The organism is Peptoniphilus sp. HMSC075B08, from assembly GCF_001815405.1.
Taxonomy (GTDB): domain Bacteria; phylum Bacillota; class Clostridia; order Tissierellales; family Peptoniphilaceae; genus Peptoniphilus_A; species Peptoniphilus_A harei.
This window is the reverse complement of the sequence record NZ_KV820458.1, coordinates 51,638-66,668: the sequence shown is the minus strand read 5'-3', so window position 1 is coordinate 66,668 and position 15,031 is coordinate 51,638. Positions and strand designations below refer to the sequence as shown.

Annotated in this window: 15 protein-coding genes; 12 read left to right on the top strand and 3 right to left on the bottom strand. The window is 33.0% G+C overall.

Translation table 11 applies throughout. From position 1 onward, the window contains the following. Nucleotide 1: 1 nt before the first annotated feature. A complete protein-coding gene (locus tag HMPREF3023_RS06975) occupies nt 2–574 on the bottom strand; it encodes a xanthine phosphoribosyltransferase (protein ID WP_070702028.1) in 573 nt (190 codons plus the stop codon). 163 nt (nt 575–737) lie between these two features. Between HMPREF3023_RS06975 and HMPREF3023_RS06970 the strand changes: the two genes are divergently transcribed. Further along, complete coding sequence (locus tag HMPREF3023_RS06970) at nt 738–2,201, top strand: C40 family peptidase (RefSeq protein ID WP_070702026.1); 1,464 nt, start codon at nt 738–740, stop codon at nt 2,199–2,201. 285 nt (nt 2,202–2,486) lie between these two features. Here HMPREF3023_RS06970 and HMPREF3023_RS06965 read toward each other — a convergent pair whose 3' ends face one another. Next, the gene (locus HMPREF3023_RS06965) at nt 2,487–2,807 is read right to left on the bottom strand and encodes a zinc ribbon domain-containing protein YjdM (protein WP_070702024.1); all 321 of its coding nucleotides are present in this window, start codon (nt 2,805–2,807) and stop codon (nt 2,487–2,489) included. Between the two features lie 147 nt (nt 2,808–2,954). Here HMPREF3023_RS06965 and HMPREF3023_RS06960 point away from each other — a divergent pair, with 147 nt between their 5' ends. From HMPREF3023_RS06960 to HMPREF3023_RS06925, 8 genes are all read left to right on the top strand, one after another. Then, the gene (locus HMPREF3023_RS06960) at nt 2,955–3,515 is read left to right on the top strand and encodes a DUF5317 domain-containing protein (protein ID WP_070702022.1); all 561 of its coding nucleotides are present in this window, start codon (nt 2,955–2,957) and stop codon (nt 3,513–3,515) included. Between the two features lies 1 nt (nt 3,516). Beyond that, complete coding sequence (cdaA, locus tag HMPREF3023_RS06955) at nt 3,517–4,347, top strand: diadenylate cyclase CdaA (protein WP_070702020.1); 831 nt, start codon at nt 3,517–3,519, stop codon at nt 4,345–4,347. Continuing rightward, on the top strand, nt 4,328–5,266 hold the full coding sequence (locus HMPREF3023_RS06950; protein ID WP_070702018.1) for a CdaR family protein: 939 nt from the start codon (nt 4,328–4,330) through the stop codon (nt 5,264–5,266). Before cdaA ends, HMPREF3023_RS06950 begins: the two co-directional genes overlap by 20 nt. A gap of 25 nt (nt 5,267–5,291) precedes the next feature. Beyond that, nucleotides 5,292–6,737: an IMP dehydrogenase gene (guaB, locus tag HMPREF3023_RS06945; RefSeq protein ID WP_070702016.1), complete on the top strand. Its 1,446-nt coding sequence runs from the start codon at nt 5,292–5,294 to the stop codon at nt 6,735–6,737. Between the two features lie 71 nt (nt 6,738–6,808). Continuing rightward, nucleotides 6,809–7,492: a response regulator transcription factor gene (locus HMPREF3023_RS06940; protein WP_070702014.1), complete on the top strand. Its 684-nt coding sequence runs from the start codon at nt 6,809–6,811 to the stop codon at nt 7,490–7,492. An 8-nt stretch (nt 7,493–7,500) separates the two neighbouring features. Then, nucleotides 7,501–8,922, top strand: a complete 1,422-nt coding sequence (locus HMPREF3023_RS06935; protein WP_070702012.1) for a sensor histidine kinase — start codon at nt 7,501–7,503, stop codon at nt 8,920–8,922. Continuing rightward, on the top strand, nt 8,915–10,351 hold the full coding sequence (locus tag HMPREF3023_RS06930) for a hypothetical protein (RefSeq protein WP_083315535.1): 1,437 nt from the start codon (nt 8,915–8,917) through the stop codon (nt 10,349–10,351). Before HMPREF3023_RS06935 ends, HMPREF3023_RS06930 begins: the two co-directional genes overlap by 8 nt. A gap of 8 nt (nt 10,352–10,359) precedes the next feature. Beyond that, nucleotides 10,360–10,695 (top strand): cytochrome C biosynthesis protein, encoded by a 336-nt coding sequence (locus HMPREF3023_RS06925; RefSeq protein ID WP_070702010.1) that lies wholly within the window; start codon nt 10,360–10,362, stop codon nt 10,693–10,695. Between the two features lie 163 nt (nt 10,696–10,858). Here HMPREF3023_RS06925 and HMPREF3023_RS06920 read toward each other — a convergent pair whose 3' ends face one another. Beyond that, nucleotides 10,859–11,506, bottom strand: a complete 648-nt coding sequence (locus HMPREF3023_RS06920) for a ComEA family DNA-binding protein (RefSeq protein WP_070702008.1) — start codon at nt 11,504–11,506, stop codon at nt 10,859–10,861. A gap of 151 nt (nt 11,507–11,657) precedes the next feature. Between HMPREF3023_RS06920 and fusA the strand changes: the two genes are divergently transcribed. From fusA to HMPREF3023_RS06905, 3 genes are all read left to right on the top strand, one after another. After that, on the top strand, nt 11,658–13,718 hold the full coding sequence (gene fusA / locus HMPREF3023_RS06915) for an elongation factor G (protein ID WP_070702006.1): 2,061 nt from the start codon (nt 11,658–11,660) through the stop codon (nt 13,716–13,718). 133 nt (nt 13,719–13,851) lie between these two features. After that, nucleotides 13,852–14,334, top strand: coding sequence for a hypothetical protein (locus HMPREF3023_RS06910; RefSeq protein ID WP_070702004.1), 483 nt, complete (start codon nt 13,852–13,854; stop codon nt 14,332–14,334). Between the two features lie 242 nt (nt 14,335–14,576). Beyond that, a complete protein-coding gene (locus HMPREF3023_RS06905; protein ID WP_070702002.1) occupies nt 14,577–15,029 on the top strand; it encodes a CtsR family transcriptional regulator in 453 nt (150 codons plus the stop codon). Nucleotides 15,030–15,031 lie beyond the last annotated feature (2 nt).

Below are 15,031 nucleotides of genomic sequence, written 5' to 3'. Positions count from 1 at the left end.
TTTATCTAAAAGAAATTTTTCCATCTTCAATGGAATCAATAATTGCAAGAGAGAGAAGGTCGTAACCCATGTCTCTAATTATCTTGCCACCATCTTGGAAGCCCTTTTCAATGGCAACAGAGACTCCAGACACATTTGCACCAGCTTGCTTAGAAACGTCAATCAAACCCTTAAGGGCATTTCCTTCAGCAAGGAAGTCATCAATAATAAGTAAGTTGTCATCGGGAGATAAAAATCTCTTGGAAACAGTTATAGTGTAATTTTTCTTTGTAGTGTAGGACTCAACCTTTGACTGGTATACATCGTCTCCAATATTTAGAGTTTTTTGCTTCTTGCAAAATACCACCATGGCATCGTTAAAGTGTTTTGAAGCAACAGTTGCAAGGGCTATACCACTTGCTTCTATAGTTAGTATCTTGTTAATTTTTTTATCTTTGAAATAAAGAGCCATCTCTTCAGCAAGCTTATCCAAAAATTTTATGTCAAGTTGGTGATTTAAAAATGAATCTACCTTAACAATATTTCCATCTAAAATTCTTCCGTCTTTTATAATTCTATCTTCTAATAATTTCATTTTACACCTCTAGATTATTTTAAGGCAAAAGGATCAAGTTATCAAGTTGAGGCCTGGGATTTATAAAAAATATTGTGGTCATCTTTTATAAAGTAAAAGTAGCTAAGGGAAGCTTTATTTGATAAAATTAATTTATCAAGGTAAATAGAGAAAGGAGAAAATTATGAAGAAAACTTTAATTTTACTTGGCTTGCTTCTTAGTTTAATAATTCCAACAAATATTTTTGCTGAAAAAGCTATGCCAAACAATTCATCAAAGATGGATATTATTGCAGAGAACGGAGACGTATCCAACTATACTTTTTCAACCTACATAATAAAGGATTACAACTATTTTAAACTTCGTGACTTTGCATCCTATATGAATGGAACTATTAAAAACTTTGATGTCGATTATAATAGGGACAAGGATGCCATTGAAATTACGACAAAAACATCTTATGGGGACTTTACTGGACTTCCAAGTGATAATATAGTTGGGGCGAAGAAAGCTGTAACAACAAGACAAAAGATTTTTATTGATGGGAAAGAAGTTCAAATTTCTGGCTATAATATTGATGGAAATAATTATTTCAAGCTAAGAGACTTGGCTAGTGCCTTGGATATAAAAATTTATTACGATTCCTTGAGAAAGTCTGTAATCCTCAATCCAAACCTTTCAAGTGATGAAAAACTTATGGAAGATTTAAACAAGGAAATAAAAGAGGTAATCGGCTTAGAAGAAGGAATGGCAAAAGTAAATTCAAGTGCAGGGACTTCAGATCTTATTGGAGCTGAAGAAAATCTTATTTATCTTCCTCCAAAAAATATTGATAGAAAAATTAATTTAAAACCTGGTTATGTCGCAGAGATTAGAAATTCTAAAATTCAAAACTTTAAAAAGATTTCCTCCCAAGTAAATATTCCAAAGGGAACAGGACTTTTATATCTTGATTTTGACAACTTAAAGACAATGACCATTTATATTGATGGTAATGACACAAACATCAGTCAGGCTTACTTAAATAAGTGGATGAAGAAAAACATCTTAGTTCCCCTTATTCGTGGAGAAAAAATTTCAGGTCAAGAAGATGCCTATAAGGTCGCTTATGTAACTTTTGTTGATACAGCACCAAAGGTAAATGGAGTTAGTGAACTTGTTAGTGTAAAGGCTTCTGAAGTTAGAAATTACCTCTATGGACCGTCATCAAATCTCAAGGATTTTACAGCCGATAGGGGACAAATTTATTCTCTTGCAAAGAAGGGAGAAAACATTGGATGGTCCTGGTGGTACTTCACTGGTCCAAATTCTTATAATGAAAAAATTGACCATATGATTAACTATGCCCTAAGTGTGCAAGGTTTTTCTTATGAGCAATTTGACTGCTCAGGACTTGTTGGGACAGCAGCAGAATTTGCAGGTTTTCCTCTTGCACCAGCTTACTCATGGCTCATTGAAGGATCACCTATGGTTGAGGAGATTCCAATGAATCAGCTTAGGAGGGGAGACCTCCTCAATAAGGCAGGAGAACACATTATGATTTATATTGGAGATGGAAAGGTTGTTGAGTCTGTTCCAAGGAATGGAGTAAGAGTTGCCCCAGTGAGAAAAGCAGGCTACAAGGCCTTAAGAATTAAAAATGTGTAAAAAATTAAGGAGCTTCGGCTCCTTTTTGATGAAAATTTTTAAATTTTGAATAAGAAATTCTTATATATTTTTGGAATAAAATTTGGAAAACAATTGAGATATAAAAAACAATAAAACTTGTAATAGCTTATAAACTGAAAAAATTTATAAATAATTAAATATGTAAAGCTAAGTTTTATCAAATGAATTATTTTAGGATTAAAACTGACAACTTATAGTCTTATTTTGAAAATAATTAGAAAGTTATAAAATAAATAAAAAAAGTGCCAAGACTTGGCACAAAAATTAAGCTTTTTTAACAACAGAAGACTTAAGATAAATCCCACCGAACTCTTTAGTCTTAGCGTCAATATCATGACCGTTAACTTCTTCATCGAGAATCCTAATATTAGTAATCTTAGTTCCCCTCTTCATAGTGTTCTTGCCAAACTTTAAGTCCTTAATAGTTACAACACTATCTCCAGTCTTAAGTTCGTTGCCATTGGCATCAAGAACCTTGTCCTCTTCAAGAGAAAGATCAGTCCACATATGTCCACATTCAGGACAGTTATAAGCAACATTATCAAAATAGCCATATTCTGACCCACAATTTGGGCATTTATACATTTACCTCATCCTTTCAAATTTTTTATCTTAAGTATAATTGAAAATAATTTATAATACAATTCAAATAAAGTATTTGTGATATAATAATTTATTAGTAAAGAAGAAATATACAATTTTCTAATGTTATTCTTGTTTTGTGGTGATAAAATGATTTTAGAAGCCTTAATACTTGCACTTATAAGTATGATTTTTATTAGGGAAAAGGACCTAAATAATTTAATAAATTTTAAATTTAAAAGATTTTATCTGGCTTTTATTGGAATTTTTATAATGGTTTTTATAAATTTTATTACGGGAAGAGATTTTGGAAGTCTTACTGACTTTTTTGTAAGAAACTTCACTTTGTTTCATATTCTGTCTCTTCTTCTCATTAGTATTTCCTTTTTTTCAAATTATGGGAACAAGGGCCTTTTAATTTGTGGACTTGGTACTTTTTTAAATGCCCTTCCAGTAATGGCCAATGGAAAGATGCCAGTCTCGCCATCTGCCCTTATGAAAATAGAAAATGAGAGAATTATAAAAATTATTTACATGGGAGCAAGCCTAAGTCATGGTGTATTTGACAAGGCAAAATTATATTTCTTGTCAGACTTTATATACTTGAAGAGGTTTATTGGACCTTCTAAGGTCATTAGCCTTGGAGATATTTTAATTGCCCTTGGCTTATATATTGCACTTATTATTATTGTTAGAAAGAGAGGTGCTTAGGATGGATAAGTTTAGCAACCTATTAAATATTATTAACTTGAGAGATGTTGTTGACATATTAATTGTCACTATCTTAATTTATTATGTTTTAAAATTAATTAGAAACACGAGAGCAGAGCAAGTTTTTAAGGGAATTCTTTTTATCCTATTATTTATTAAAATTTCACAATTTTTCCAACTTTACACAGTGAACTGGATTTTCACCAGGTTTATCAATGACGGTATTGTGGCCATTATTGTCTTGTTCCAACCTGAAATTAGGAGGGGTTTACAATATCTAGGCCTTACTTCAAATATAAAGAATAGTTTCAGTCAAAATAAGGACAATGTTCCAGAGACTGTTGAGGAAATTACTTCTGCAGTTGCCTCTCTTGCTAGACAAAAAATTGGTGCCTTAATAATTATTGAAAATGAAGTTGGCCTTACAGAAGTTATTGAAACTGGAACTGAAATTAATGGAAAGGTTAGCAGTGGACTTCTTATAAATATTTTTATTCCAAATACGCCACTTCACGATGGGGCTGTTGTTATAAAGGGATCAAAAATTAAGGCAGCAGCTTGTTTCTTGCCTTTATCTGATAACCAAAAGATTTCCAAGGAATTGGGGACAAGACACAGGGCAGGAATTGGAATTTCTGAAAGGGCTGATTGTCTTTCTATAATGGTTTCAGAAGAAAATGGAACTATTTCCACAGCTGAAAATGGAGTTATCTCAAGATACTTGGATATAGAAACTCTAGAGGCAAAACTTTTAGAAATTTATAGTCCAGACTACAAGGCAAAAACTTTTTTCTCAAAGCGTGGTGAAAAAAATGAAGAAAATAAATTTTAAAAATGATAGGACCTTGATGATAAAAATTATGTCCTTAATTTTTGCTATCATCCTATGGTCATATGTTAAGGGTGAAGCAAACTTCATTACTTCTACAAACTACAAAAATATAGAGGTTTCTTATGAAGGCTTGTCTGATCTAAAGGCCAAAGACCTAACGATTATTTCTCCTAAGGAGTCTACCGTTGATGTTAAACTCCAGGGTTATAATTCTTACATGAGAAATGTAACAAAAGATGGAATTGTTGCCAAGGTTGATGTTAGTAAGTTAACTGAAGGAGAACATTCTGTTCCTATTAATGTGTCTTATATTGATCTTGGGATATCTGTAACTAACACTACACCAAGAAGGATACCTTTTAAAGTTGATAAGGTTTTAAAAGAGAAGCATGAAGCCAATATTGTTTTCTTAAACAAGTTGGAAAAGGGACTTAGTCTAGGTGATCTAAATAAGAAAGTAGACGTTGAAGTCAAGGGTCCATCAACTTATATGAATAAGATTAATAAGGTTGATGCTTATATTGATCTTACTGATATAACTCAGTCAACGAGCCTTGAGGCAGAGATATATGCCTACGATGATGGAGGGAAGATAATTAAGGAAGTTGAAGTCAATCCTTCAAGTGTAAAAGTTGACCTTCCAATATTAAAGAGTAAAACTGTCCCAATTAAAATAAAATTTAATGAAAATACTAGCAAAAATATTGTGACAAGTGACTTTTCAATTGAGCCATCTTCTGTTACAATTAGAGGAAATTCTGATGTAATTGATTCTATCGACTTTATAGAAACTAAACCAGTTAATTTTTATAACTATAAAAGTGGAAATGATTTAGTGGAATTAAGCCTGCCAGATAAGGTTACATTGGTTGATGAGAATATTGATTTCAGGATGAAGTCAATTGCAAATGAAGATTAAGATGTATTAATAATCAGGAGGGAATATGGAATTTTTTGGAGAAGGACTAACATTTGACGATATTTTACTTGTACCAGCAAAATCGGAAATTTTGCCTAACGAAGTTGATTTATCTACAAACCTAACGGAAAAGATTAAATTAAACATTCCTCTTATGTCAGCAGGTATGGATACTGTAACAGAACACAGGATGTCTATTGCCATGGCAAGAGAAGGTGGTATTGGTATTATCCACAAGAATATGTCAATTGAAGAACAAGCCCTAGAAGTTGACAAGGTTAAGAGATCTGAACACGGAGTTATAACTGATCCATTCTCACTAACTAAGGATCATTCTATTAAAGATGCTTCTGAACTTATGGATAGGTACAGAATTTCTGGTGTTCCAGTTGTTACAGAAAAGGGTGTTTTAGAAGGAATTATTACAAATAGGGACATAAGATTTGAAACAGATCTTTCTAAAAGAATTAGCGATGTAATGACTTCAGAAAAACTAATCACAGGAGATCCTGATATTAATTTAGACCAAGCTCTAAATATTTTAAAGAAATATAAAATTGAAAAGCTTCCTCTTGTTGACAAAGACAATGTACTAAAGGGTCTTATCACTATTAAGGATATTGAAAAACACGAACAATATCCAAACTCTGCAAGAGATAAATCAGGAAGACTACTCGCTGGTGCTGCAGTTGGTGCAACTAATGATGTTATGGATAGGATCGAAGCTCTTGTTAAGGCAAAGGCTGACGTTGTTGTCATTGATACTGCTCACGGACAATCTAAGAACGTATTAAAGACTATAAAAAATATTAAGGATGCCTTCCCAGATCTACAACTTATAGCAGGTAACGTGGCTACTTATGAAGGAACAGAAGACCTAATTAAGGCTGGAGCCGATTGTGTTAAGATTGGTATTGGACCTGGTTCTATTTGTACAACAAGAGTTGTAACAGGTATAGGTGTTCCACAAATTACTGCCATTATGGAAGCCTACAGAGCTGCCAAAAAATACGGCGTTCCAATAATTGCCGATGGTGGTATTAAATTCTCTGGTGATGTTGCCAAGGCTCTTGCAGCTGGTGGTAATGTTGTTATGATGGGTTCACTATTCGCAGGAACTGACGAATCTCCAGGAGAAGAAATCTTCGTTGAAGGTAGAAGATTTAAGGCTTACAGGGGCATGGGTTCTCTTGGTGCCATGAGTGCCGGTTCTTCTGATAGATACTTCCAAACAGGTACAACTAAGTATGTTCCTGAAGGAGTTGAAGGCAGGGTTCCATACAAGGGACTAGTAGGCGACATTGTATTCCAACTTGTTGGTGGAGTTAAGTCTGCCATGGGTTATATGGGTGCAAAGAACCTTGAAACTCTTAGGGCAACTGCTAAGTATGTTAAAATCACACAAGCTTCACTTACAGAATCTCACCCTCACAACATTACAATTACAAGAGAAGCTCCTAACTATTATTAAGACATTAATAAATCCACTTCAATTGAATTTGGAGTGGATTTTCTTTATAATTACAAGATAGAGGTGATATTTTGAAAACAAAAGTCTTGCTCGTTGAAGACGAAGAATCAATAAGAAAATTTGTTAAGATAAATCTTGAAAGAGAAGGCTACACAATTTTTGAAGCTGGCAGCGGAGAAGAAGGTATCGAAATTGCGAGAAGCGAGCTTCCAGATATTGTAGTCCTTGATATTATGCTACCTGGCATAGATGGTTTTGAAGTCTGCAAGACCTTGAGGGGAGAGTTCCCAAGCCTTGGTATCATTATGTTAACTGCAAAGGCAGAAGACTATGATAAGATTATGGGCCTTCAATATGGAACAGATGATTATTTGACTAAACCCTTTAACCCAACTGAGTTAACTCTTAGGATAAAATCCATTGAGAGAAGACTTGAAATTGGTGAAGAAAATGAAAGCAACTTAATCACAGACCCACCTTTTAAAATAGATTCTTACTCAAGAAAGTTTTATAAGGATGATGTGGAACTAGAACTCACTCCTACAGAATATCAAATTATAAAAATATTTATGACAAATCCTGGCAAGGCCATGACAAGAAATGAAATTTTAAAACTAGTTTGGGGCGACGACTTCTTAGGCGACTCAAAAATTGTTGATGTAAATATAAGAAGACTTAGGTCAAAAATCGAAACAAACCCAGCAAAGCCAGACTATATTGAAACAGTTTGGGGAACTGGTTACAGATGGAAGTAGGTTTATAATTGAAAAATAAAATTGGAAAAAGACTTGTCAGAAGTTTTTTAATAATAATTTTAATTACAATTTCAATTATAGATATATTCTTGCTTTTTGCCTTTAGCTCCTACTATTACAACAACATATCCAAGGAATTAATCCAGAGGATGGAGGTTTCTTTAGAAATTTACAGGAGAGACTATTCCGACAAGTCCATTGAAGATTTGATCTATGAGGACAGTGACATCTTCTTGTCTAACACTAATGCAGAAGTTCAAATTCTTGATAAGGATAAAAACCTCTTGTCAGATTCCATTGGAAGGCTAGCTTCTAACCCAATAGAAACTATAGATGTAATGGCCGCTGAGAAGGGTGAGATAAAGACTTGGAGGGGAGAAGATTCACAAACAGGTGAAGCCATAATGTCCGTTGCAGGTCCTATAAAAAATAATGAAGGAGAGACCATTGGATACCTTAGATTTATTTCATCTATTGAAGGAGTCAAGTCTGCAATTTTAAAAACTATTATAAGTTTGTTTGTTTTCACTCTATTTGTAGCCCTAGTGACAACTATGGTTTCACTACTTATTTCCAAGTCTATTGTAAGGCCAATCCTAGAACTTACAGAAGTTGCCAAGACTATGCTAAAGGGCAATTATGAGGAAAAGGCCAAGATTTTTGAAGATGACGAGATAGGAGAGCTTGCCAAGACTCTTAACGCCATGAGTGATGAAATTATAAACAAAGATAGGATAAAAAATGATTTTATATCTTCAATTTCTCACGAACTTAGGACTCCTCTTACATCAATAAAGGGATGGACCGTTGTACTCAAGGATGCCAAAGAAGATGAAACAGAACTAATAGAAGATGGCTTAAATATAATAGAGAATGAGGCAGACAGGCTTGCCAAAATGGTTGAAGAACTCTTAGACTTTTCTAGATATATTTCAGGAAGGATCACCCTTGATAAAGATGTTTTTGATATAACACAAACTTGCCTGGACATATCAAAACAAATGAGACCTCGTGCCAAGTCCAACAATATTGAACTTATTACAGAGCTCCCAGAAGAGTCTATACTTATTAATGCTGATGAAAATAGGATCAAACAGCTGCTCATTAATCTCTTGGACAATGCAATTAAATTTACATCAGACAAGGGATGGGTTAAGTTCCAAATGATAAGAGAAGCTGATCTTGTTCAAATTATGGTTTCTGATAATGGAATGGGAATGACTAAGGAAGAACTTGCCCACGTAAAAGAAAAATTCTACAAGGGCAAACACTCCAAGAGCCACAGTGGAATTGGTTTATCTATTAGTGATGAGATAACAAAACTCCACCAAGGTAAACTAGAGATTTTCTCCGAAGAAAATATTGGAACAACAGTCAAGGTTAGCTTGCCACTAGAAATAGAAAAAGAAGTAGGTGAAAAAAATGATTAAAAAAATAATTTTTTACCTCTCATTAATTTCCCTAGTTTTATTAACAGGTTGCTCCTTTTTGACAAGTCAAGGAACCGATGTTGAAAGGCCTGATATGGGTCAGTCACCACTTTATGGTAAGTGGACAATAACGAAGTTTATATCCAATAAAAAATCAAACCAAGACAATTTTAAATTTAAGGAATTAATTGGAGAAGACCTATACTTTAGTAACGATTCAGTCCTTCTTGCCAATGATTATATAAAGGATGCTTCCTATAAGACTAAATATGTAAAACTTTCTAATTATTTATATCAAAAGTTTAATCTTGACTACAAGAATTTGGGACTTGAAGATTCTGAAGTCTATACAACTTATGTATTCGATTCAAATTCCAACTCTTCCTTGTATTATGAAGTTATAAAGACAAGTGAGAACACTGCTCTCTTGTTTGACAATGGAATTACTCTTGAAATAAAACTTGTGGACGACAAGATAAAAAATGAAGATTTAAATTCACATATTTTAGAAAGAAAGGATGAGGTCTTAGCCAAGAGTAGCTTGTTTGACTTAACAGGTGACAAGGGATTTTTAATTGGATTTAAAACTAAGCTTGACTCTGACATTCCTTCATGGAACTACAAGACTCTTTACCTAAAATTCTCTGATTTGAAATTGGAAAATGTCTACGAGATGAACAATATTATCCTTCCGAGGGATGATCGCTTCTTTGAAGTTAGTGTTCAAAGAGAGTCAAAGTCAGAGGAAACAACTGATAGGTTAATTGCAAGAGACTATAAAACGTCAAATCTTCTTAAAAGAGATTCGGAAATTCCCAAAAATGAAGCTGAAGAGTTAAGAGAAGACAACTCCCTTAAGACCATTAACTTTATTACAAATAATTATATAAATGTTGAGAGTCTCGATAGGAATACAGGCAAAAGGACTCTTAGAATTTATAATTTAGATAAGCTAGAGGATAAAAAGGCCCTTAGTTATAAAGATTTCATATCTGAAGATGAATTAAAGGCTGAAGGGAAAAACATTCAATCCCTAAAAGAAGATCCTTACAATATTGGAATCTATAGGGACAATGGATTTTGGAAGCTCAAGGGAAGGCTTAACACAGAAGATGGAAAGTACTCTGATTTTGATTTAAACCTAGTTCTTCCTTATGAAGTTAACAAGTACAACAAAATAAATATTCCAATGACTCAGATCAAAAGTTTTAAGTCAGGAATAAAAGACGGATTTGTTTCTCCAGATAACAATTTCTTAATAACATTGGAAAATAATTATCTAAGAATATATAATATAAGTGAAGGAAAAATTATCTCCAGTCCTATTTTTGAAAGGGAAATAGGAGATGAGGCTTCCACAATTATGACAGAGTGGTCAACAGGCCGCTATGCAAATATTTGGCAAGATGAACTTTCATCTAATAAATGAGGTGTGAAATGAATAAGATTATAGAATTAGTTGGAGAAAATTCCACTTACATGCTCCTAACCCTAGGTGCAATATTAATTGGAATTGTCATTACCTTTATAGTAAACTTTGCTGCAAGGGATTTAAAATTTATAAAATATTTACCAGGACTTGCTCTGGTATTTGTTGGGATAATTTCTCTTTTTATGGTTATCAATAAACTTTTTGATCCAACAAGCTTAGACAGTTTAATTATTTTTGTAGTGGGAGTTTCATCTGGATTAGTGTCACTTATATTTGCACTAATAATAGGCATTGCCTCTTCAGATAAAAATCGTTACAAGAAAAATACTAGAAATAGATAAAAATTAAGCTCAAGATAAGAGGCACTTAGGTGCTTCTTTTTTCTTGAGCCTTTTTAGGAAGAATATGAAAAATATATCTTAAATAAGTTTTTAATTTTTAGAAAGTAAACACCTTCGAATCCTCATTATAAAATAATTTTTGATTCTTAAAAAATTTTTAAAATTAATAAGTAGAAATGTAGTCCTTCATGGACTCAAATTTTTTGTCCCCAATGCCAGGGACATTTTTTATGTCTCCAATGGAAGAAAAAGAATTATTGGCCCTGTAGTCTAGAATCTTTTGGGCAGTTTTTTCTCCTACTCCAGGAATTTTTGTCAGTTCACTTAGGTCTGCTGAGTTAATATTTATTTTTGAAGCAGGTCCACTTGATGATGGACTAGATACAAGTGTGGTCATATTTTCTTGTACTTCACCAACTTTTGGAATATAAATTTTTTCTTCATCGTGGAGCTTTGCTGCCAGATTAACCCTATCAAGGTCTGCATCATCTCTGGCTCCACCAGCCAAATCAAGGGCATCAACCACACGCTTACTTGAGTCAAGTCTTAGGATGCCAGGGCTATTTACCGCTCCAGATATATGTACCATTATCTCTTCACTTTCTTCAGGAGCTTTTTCAATCTCAAGTTCTTTTGTATTATCATCGAGAGATTTCTCCTTATTATCAATTATGCCAGCAGTATTTATTTTTAAAAATTCTTTGGCATCATCATTGCTGTCATTATCATAATATTGGTAGCCAATTATTAAAAGTAAAAAAATAATTATAAGGTAGGGGAGTTTATCTTTATTTAAAAATTTAAAATCCATTTACACCACTCACTTATTAGTAATATTATATTTATAACAATGTAATACCCTAAATAGATAATTTTACACAGTTTTCAAATGCTAAAATTTATGTTATAATTTATCCAATCGAAACGATTTCAAAAAAATTAATATATTTAGGAGGAAAACAATGAAAGTTTATACAACAGATAAGGTAAGAAATCTTGCTCTCGTGGGACATTCTGGCTCCGGAAAGACTAACCTAACAGAGGCTATGTTATTCCAAAGTGGAGCTACAAAAAAACTTGGAAATGTTTCTAGCAAGAACACAGTATCCGACTTCTCAAAAGAAGAAAGAGAAAGAGGAACATCAATTGCAACATCAATTATTCCTGTTGAATGGAGAAATTATAAAGTAAACATAATAGATACTCCTGGATTTCTTGATTTTGTTGGCGAAGCTCACAGTGCTTTAAGAGCCAGTGAAGCAGCAATTATGGTTATAGATGCAACTAAGGGTATTGAAGTTGGAACAGAAAGAACTTGGAAATACGCAGAAAAAATTGGACTTCCAAGAATTATTTTTATAAATAAAATTGACGGAGAAAATGTAAACTTTAGAAAACTAATGGATGAGCTTGAAGCTGCCTTTGGTAAAAAAGTTATCCCATTCTCTGTACCTATTGGCGAAGGTGAAGATTTTGTTGGTGTAACTGATGTAATCTTCCAAAAGGGATACAAGTATGTAAACTCTGCACCAGAAGAAACTGAACTTAACCACGACCAAGTTAAGGCAACTGAAAGAATGTACGAAGAAATTGCAGAAGTTGTTGCAGGTTCTGACGAAGTACTTATGGAAAAATACTTCTCTGGAGAAAAATTCACAAGAGAAGACCTTCTAAGAGGAGTTACAACAGCCCTACTTGAAGGTGACGCAGTTCCACTACTTGTTGGATCTGGTGAAAAGGGAATAGGTATAGATATTTTACTTAATACAATTGTTAACTACATGCCAGCACCAGACGATGATCGTGCCCACCTTGGATTTAGATACAAGGAAGGGGAAGAAAGAAAGGTTTCAGCAAAGGATCCTTTTGCAGCAGTTGTATTTAAAACTGTATCAGACCCATTCCTTGGAAAGATTTCTATATTTAAGGTAATTTCTGGTATTTTAACTAAAAACACTCCTTTATATAATGTAACTACTGAAGAAACAGAAAAACTTGGTGGCCTTTTTGTAATGAGAGGTAAGGAACAAATAGAAGTTGATGAAATATATGCAGGAGACATTGGTGCAACTACAAAACTTGCAGGCACTTTAACTGGTGATACTCTTTGTGATAAGGACCACATGGTTAAGTACAAGAAGTTAAAACATCCAACTCCAGTTCTATATTATGCAATAGAACCTAAGACTAAGGGAGACGAAGAAAAGCTTACTCAATCTCTTAAGAAGATTAGGGACGAAGACCCAACATTTACAATCGAAAGAAATACAGAAACTAAGCAAATGACTATTGGTGGTCAAGGCAAGGTTCAACTTGACGTTATACTTGAAAAATTAAAGAACACTTATGGTGTTGAAGTTGAAATTGTTCCATTTATAATCCCTTATAGAGAAACAATTAGACAGACTGCAAGTGTTCAAGGTAAGCACAAGAAACAATCTGGTGGAGCAGGCCAATATGGTGATGTTTGGATTAGATTTGAACCATCTGAAAATGACTTTGAATTTGATGAAGAAGTATTTGGTGGTGCAGTTCCTAAGAACTACTTCCCAGCAGTTGAAAAGGGAATTATTGAATCCAAGGAAAAGGGAGTTCTCGCAGGATATCCTGTTACAAACTTCAAGGCTGTCCTATATGATGGATCCTACCACGATGTTGACTCAAATGAAATGTCCTTTAAACTTGCTGCAAATCTTGCCTTCAAGAAGGGTATGCAAGAAGCAAGCCCAGTTCTCCTTGAACCTATTATGAAGGTTGAAGTTACAATTCCAGAATCTTATCTTGGAGATGTAATGGGAGATATGAACAAGAGACGTGGAAGAATTCTTGGTATGGACCAACAAAATGATGGTACTCAAGTTCTTATTGCTGAAGCTCCTCAAGCTGAACTTTTCACTTACCTAATTGATCTTAGATCACTTACTCAAGGTAGGGGAACTTTCAACATGGAATTTGTAAGATACGAAGAAGTTCCACAAAATATTGCAGAAAAAATTATTGAAGAAAGAAAAACTGATAAATAAAAATAAATTTTTAAAGGTTGGGCTTAAGTGTTCAACCTTTTTTATTATAAAACAATTAAAGATATTGAAAAGCAACATTAATAGTTTTATAATTTAGTTAGGTAACATTATATCTTATAGAAAGGGGATAAAAATGAAAACTAAAAAAATTGTATTAATTTTAATATCTTTGGCTCTTGTGTCAATTATGTGTGGTTTTTCTTTTTTAAATTCTAATAAAGAAATTTATAATTTTAACATAGATGTTTGTGATGATAAACCAAACTATGAAAAAATTATTAAGGACTTAACTTATGATAGTGTGTATAAATATAAGCTAAAAGAAGTTATAGTAAGTAACAAGATTATGGAAGGACAGGGTTTTAAATTTACAACAAATAAAGATGCGGATTATTTATTAGTATTTTCTAATGAAGATAATGAGAATGCACGTATAGCAGTAAGAGTTTCTGATGTGAGTTTGAGAATTTCTACTTCTAAAAAACATAGTAGTTATATACTTATTACTGATACAAAAAATTCAAAAAAAGATTTAGATTTCTCTTCTAAAAGTGGTATCCCAAAAGGAACATTTTCTATTTTAGAACTAGAACGAGAAAAAGTCGTAAATAAGTAAAAAAGAATTAAATAGCTAAAAAATATCTGTTGGTGAGTTGAATCCCAACAGATATTTTCATTTGAAAAAAATTTATTATTTATATGAAACAATTCTTTAAAAACAACAAAAATATATAAGCTTAAATGGTCACGAAGCAAAATACTTTACAAAAGTCCTAGTTTATATTAAACTGGAGATAGTAAAAGATAGTCAAATTTTTTATGACATAAAAGACAAAGATAGTCAAAGGAAATGATTTTATGGCAAAATTATCCAATTCCATTGAAGAATTTTTAAATGAATTAATATTTGAATCAGGTGGAGTTGTTGAAATACAAAGATCAAAAATTTCAGACCAATTTAACTGTGCGCCCTCACAAATAAATTATGTTTTGACCACTAGGTTCACACCCTTTAAGGGTTACTATGTTGAGTCGAGACGTGGTGGCGGAGGCTATATTAGAATTGTTAAGGTTAAATTAGAAGATGATGAAGATATACTAGAAAGATTTTTAGATTTTATAGGCGACTCTATTACAAAAAATAATTCGGATGATCTTATAGAAGAGCTTGTGAGATTAAATAAGTTGACTGAGAGGGAGATGGAACTCATGAAGGTGAGCCTGTCTGACAGGTCCCTAAGTCAATGTGAAAATAGAAATGAACTGAGGGCAGATTTGTTAAAAAATATGCTTCTCGTTATTTTCAGCTAGGA

Excerpts from the sequence above, each read along its gene's own strand:
- HMPREF3023_RS06970 (WP_070702026.1), top strand. The coding sequence starts at position 738 with ATGAAGAAAACTTTAATTTTACTTGGCTTGCTTCTTAGTTTAATAATT.
- HMPREF3023_RS06930 (WP_083315535.1), top strand. The coding sequence starts at position 8,915 with ATGATTAAAAAAATAATTTTTTACCTCTCATTAATTTCCCTAGTTTTA.
- HMPREF3023_RS06925 (WP_070702010.1), top strand. The coding sequence starts at position 10,360 with ATGAATAAGATTATAGAATTAGTTGGAGAAAATTCCACTTACATGCTC.
- HMPREF3023_RS06910 (WP_070702004.1), top strand. The coding sequence starts at position 13,852 with ATGAAAACTAAAAAAATTGTATTAATTTTAATATCTTTGGCTCTTGTG.
- HMPREF3023_RS06965 (WP_070702024.1), bottom strand. The coding sequence starts at position 2,807 with ATGTATAAATGCCCAAATTGTGGGTCAGAATATGGCTATTTTGATAAT.
- HMPREF3023_RS06950 (WP_070702018.1), top strand. The coding sequence starts at position 4,328 with ATGAAGAAAATAAATTTTAAAAATGATAGGACCTTGATGATAAAAATT.
- guaB (WP_070702016.1), top strand. The coding sequence starts at position 5,292 with ATGGAATTTTTTGGAGAAGGACTAACATTTGACGATATTTTACTTGTA.
- HMPREF3023_RS06960 (WP_070702022.1), top strand. The coding sequence starts at position 2,955 with ATGATTTTAGAAGCCTTAATACTTGCACTTATAAGTATGATTTTTATT.
- HMPREF3023_RS06975 (WP_070702028.1), bottom strand. The coding sequence starts at position 574 with ATGAAATTATTAGAAGATAGAATTATAAAAGACGGAAGAATTTTAGAT.
- HMPREF3023_RS06905 (WP_070702002.1), top strand. The coding sequence starts at position 14,577 with ATGGCAAAATTATCCAATTCCATTGAAGAATTTTTAAATGAATTAATA.
- fusA (WP_070702006.1), top strand. The coding sequence starts at position 11,658 with ATGAAAGTTTATACAACAGATAAGGTAAGAAATCTTGCTCTCGTGGGA.
- cdaA (WP_070702020.1), top strand. The coding sequence starts at position 3,517 with ATGGATAAGTTTAGCAACCTATTAAATATTATTAACTTGAGAGATGTT.
- HMPREF3023_RS06920 (WP_070702008.1), bottom strand. The coding sequence starts at position 11,506 with ATGGATTTTAAATTTTTAAATAAAGATAAACTCCCCTACCTTATAATT.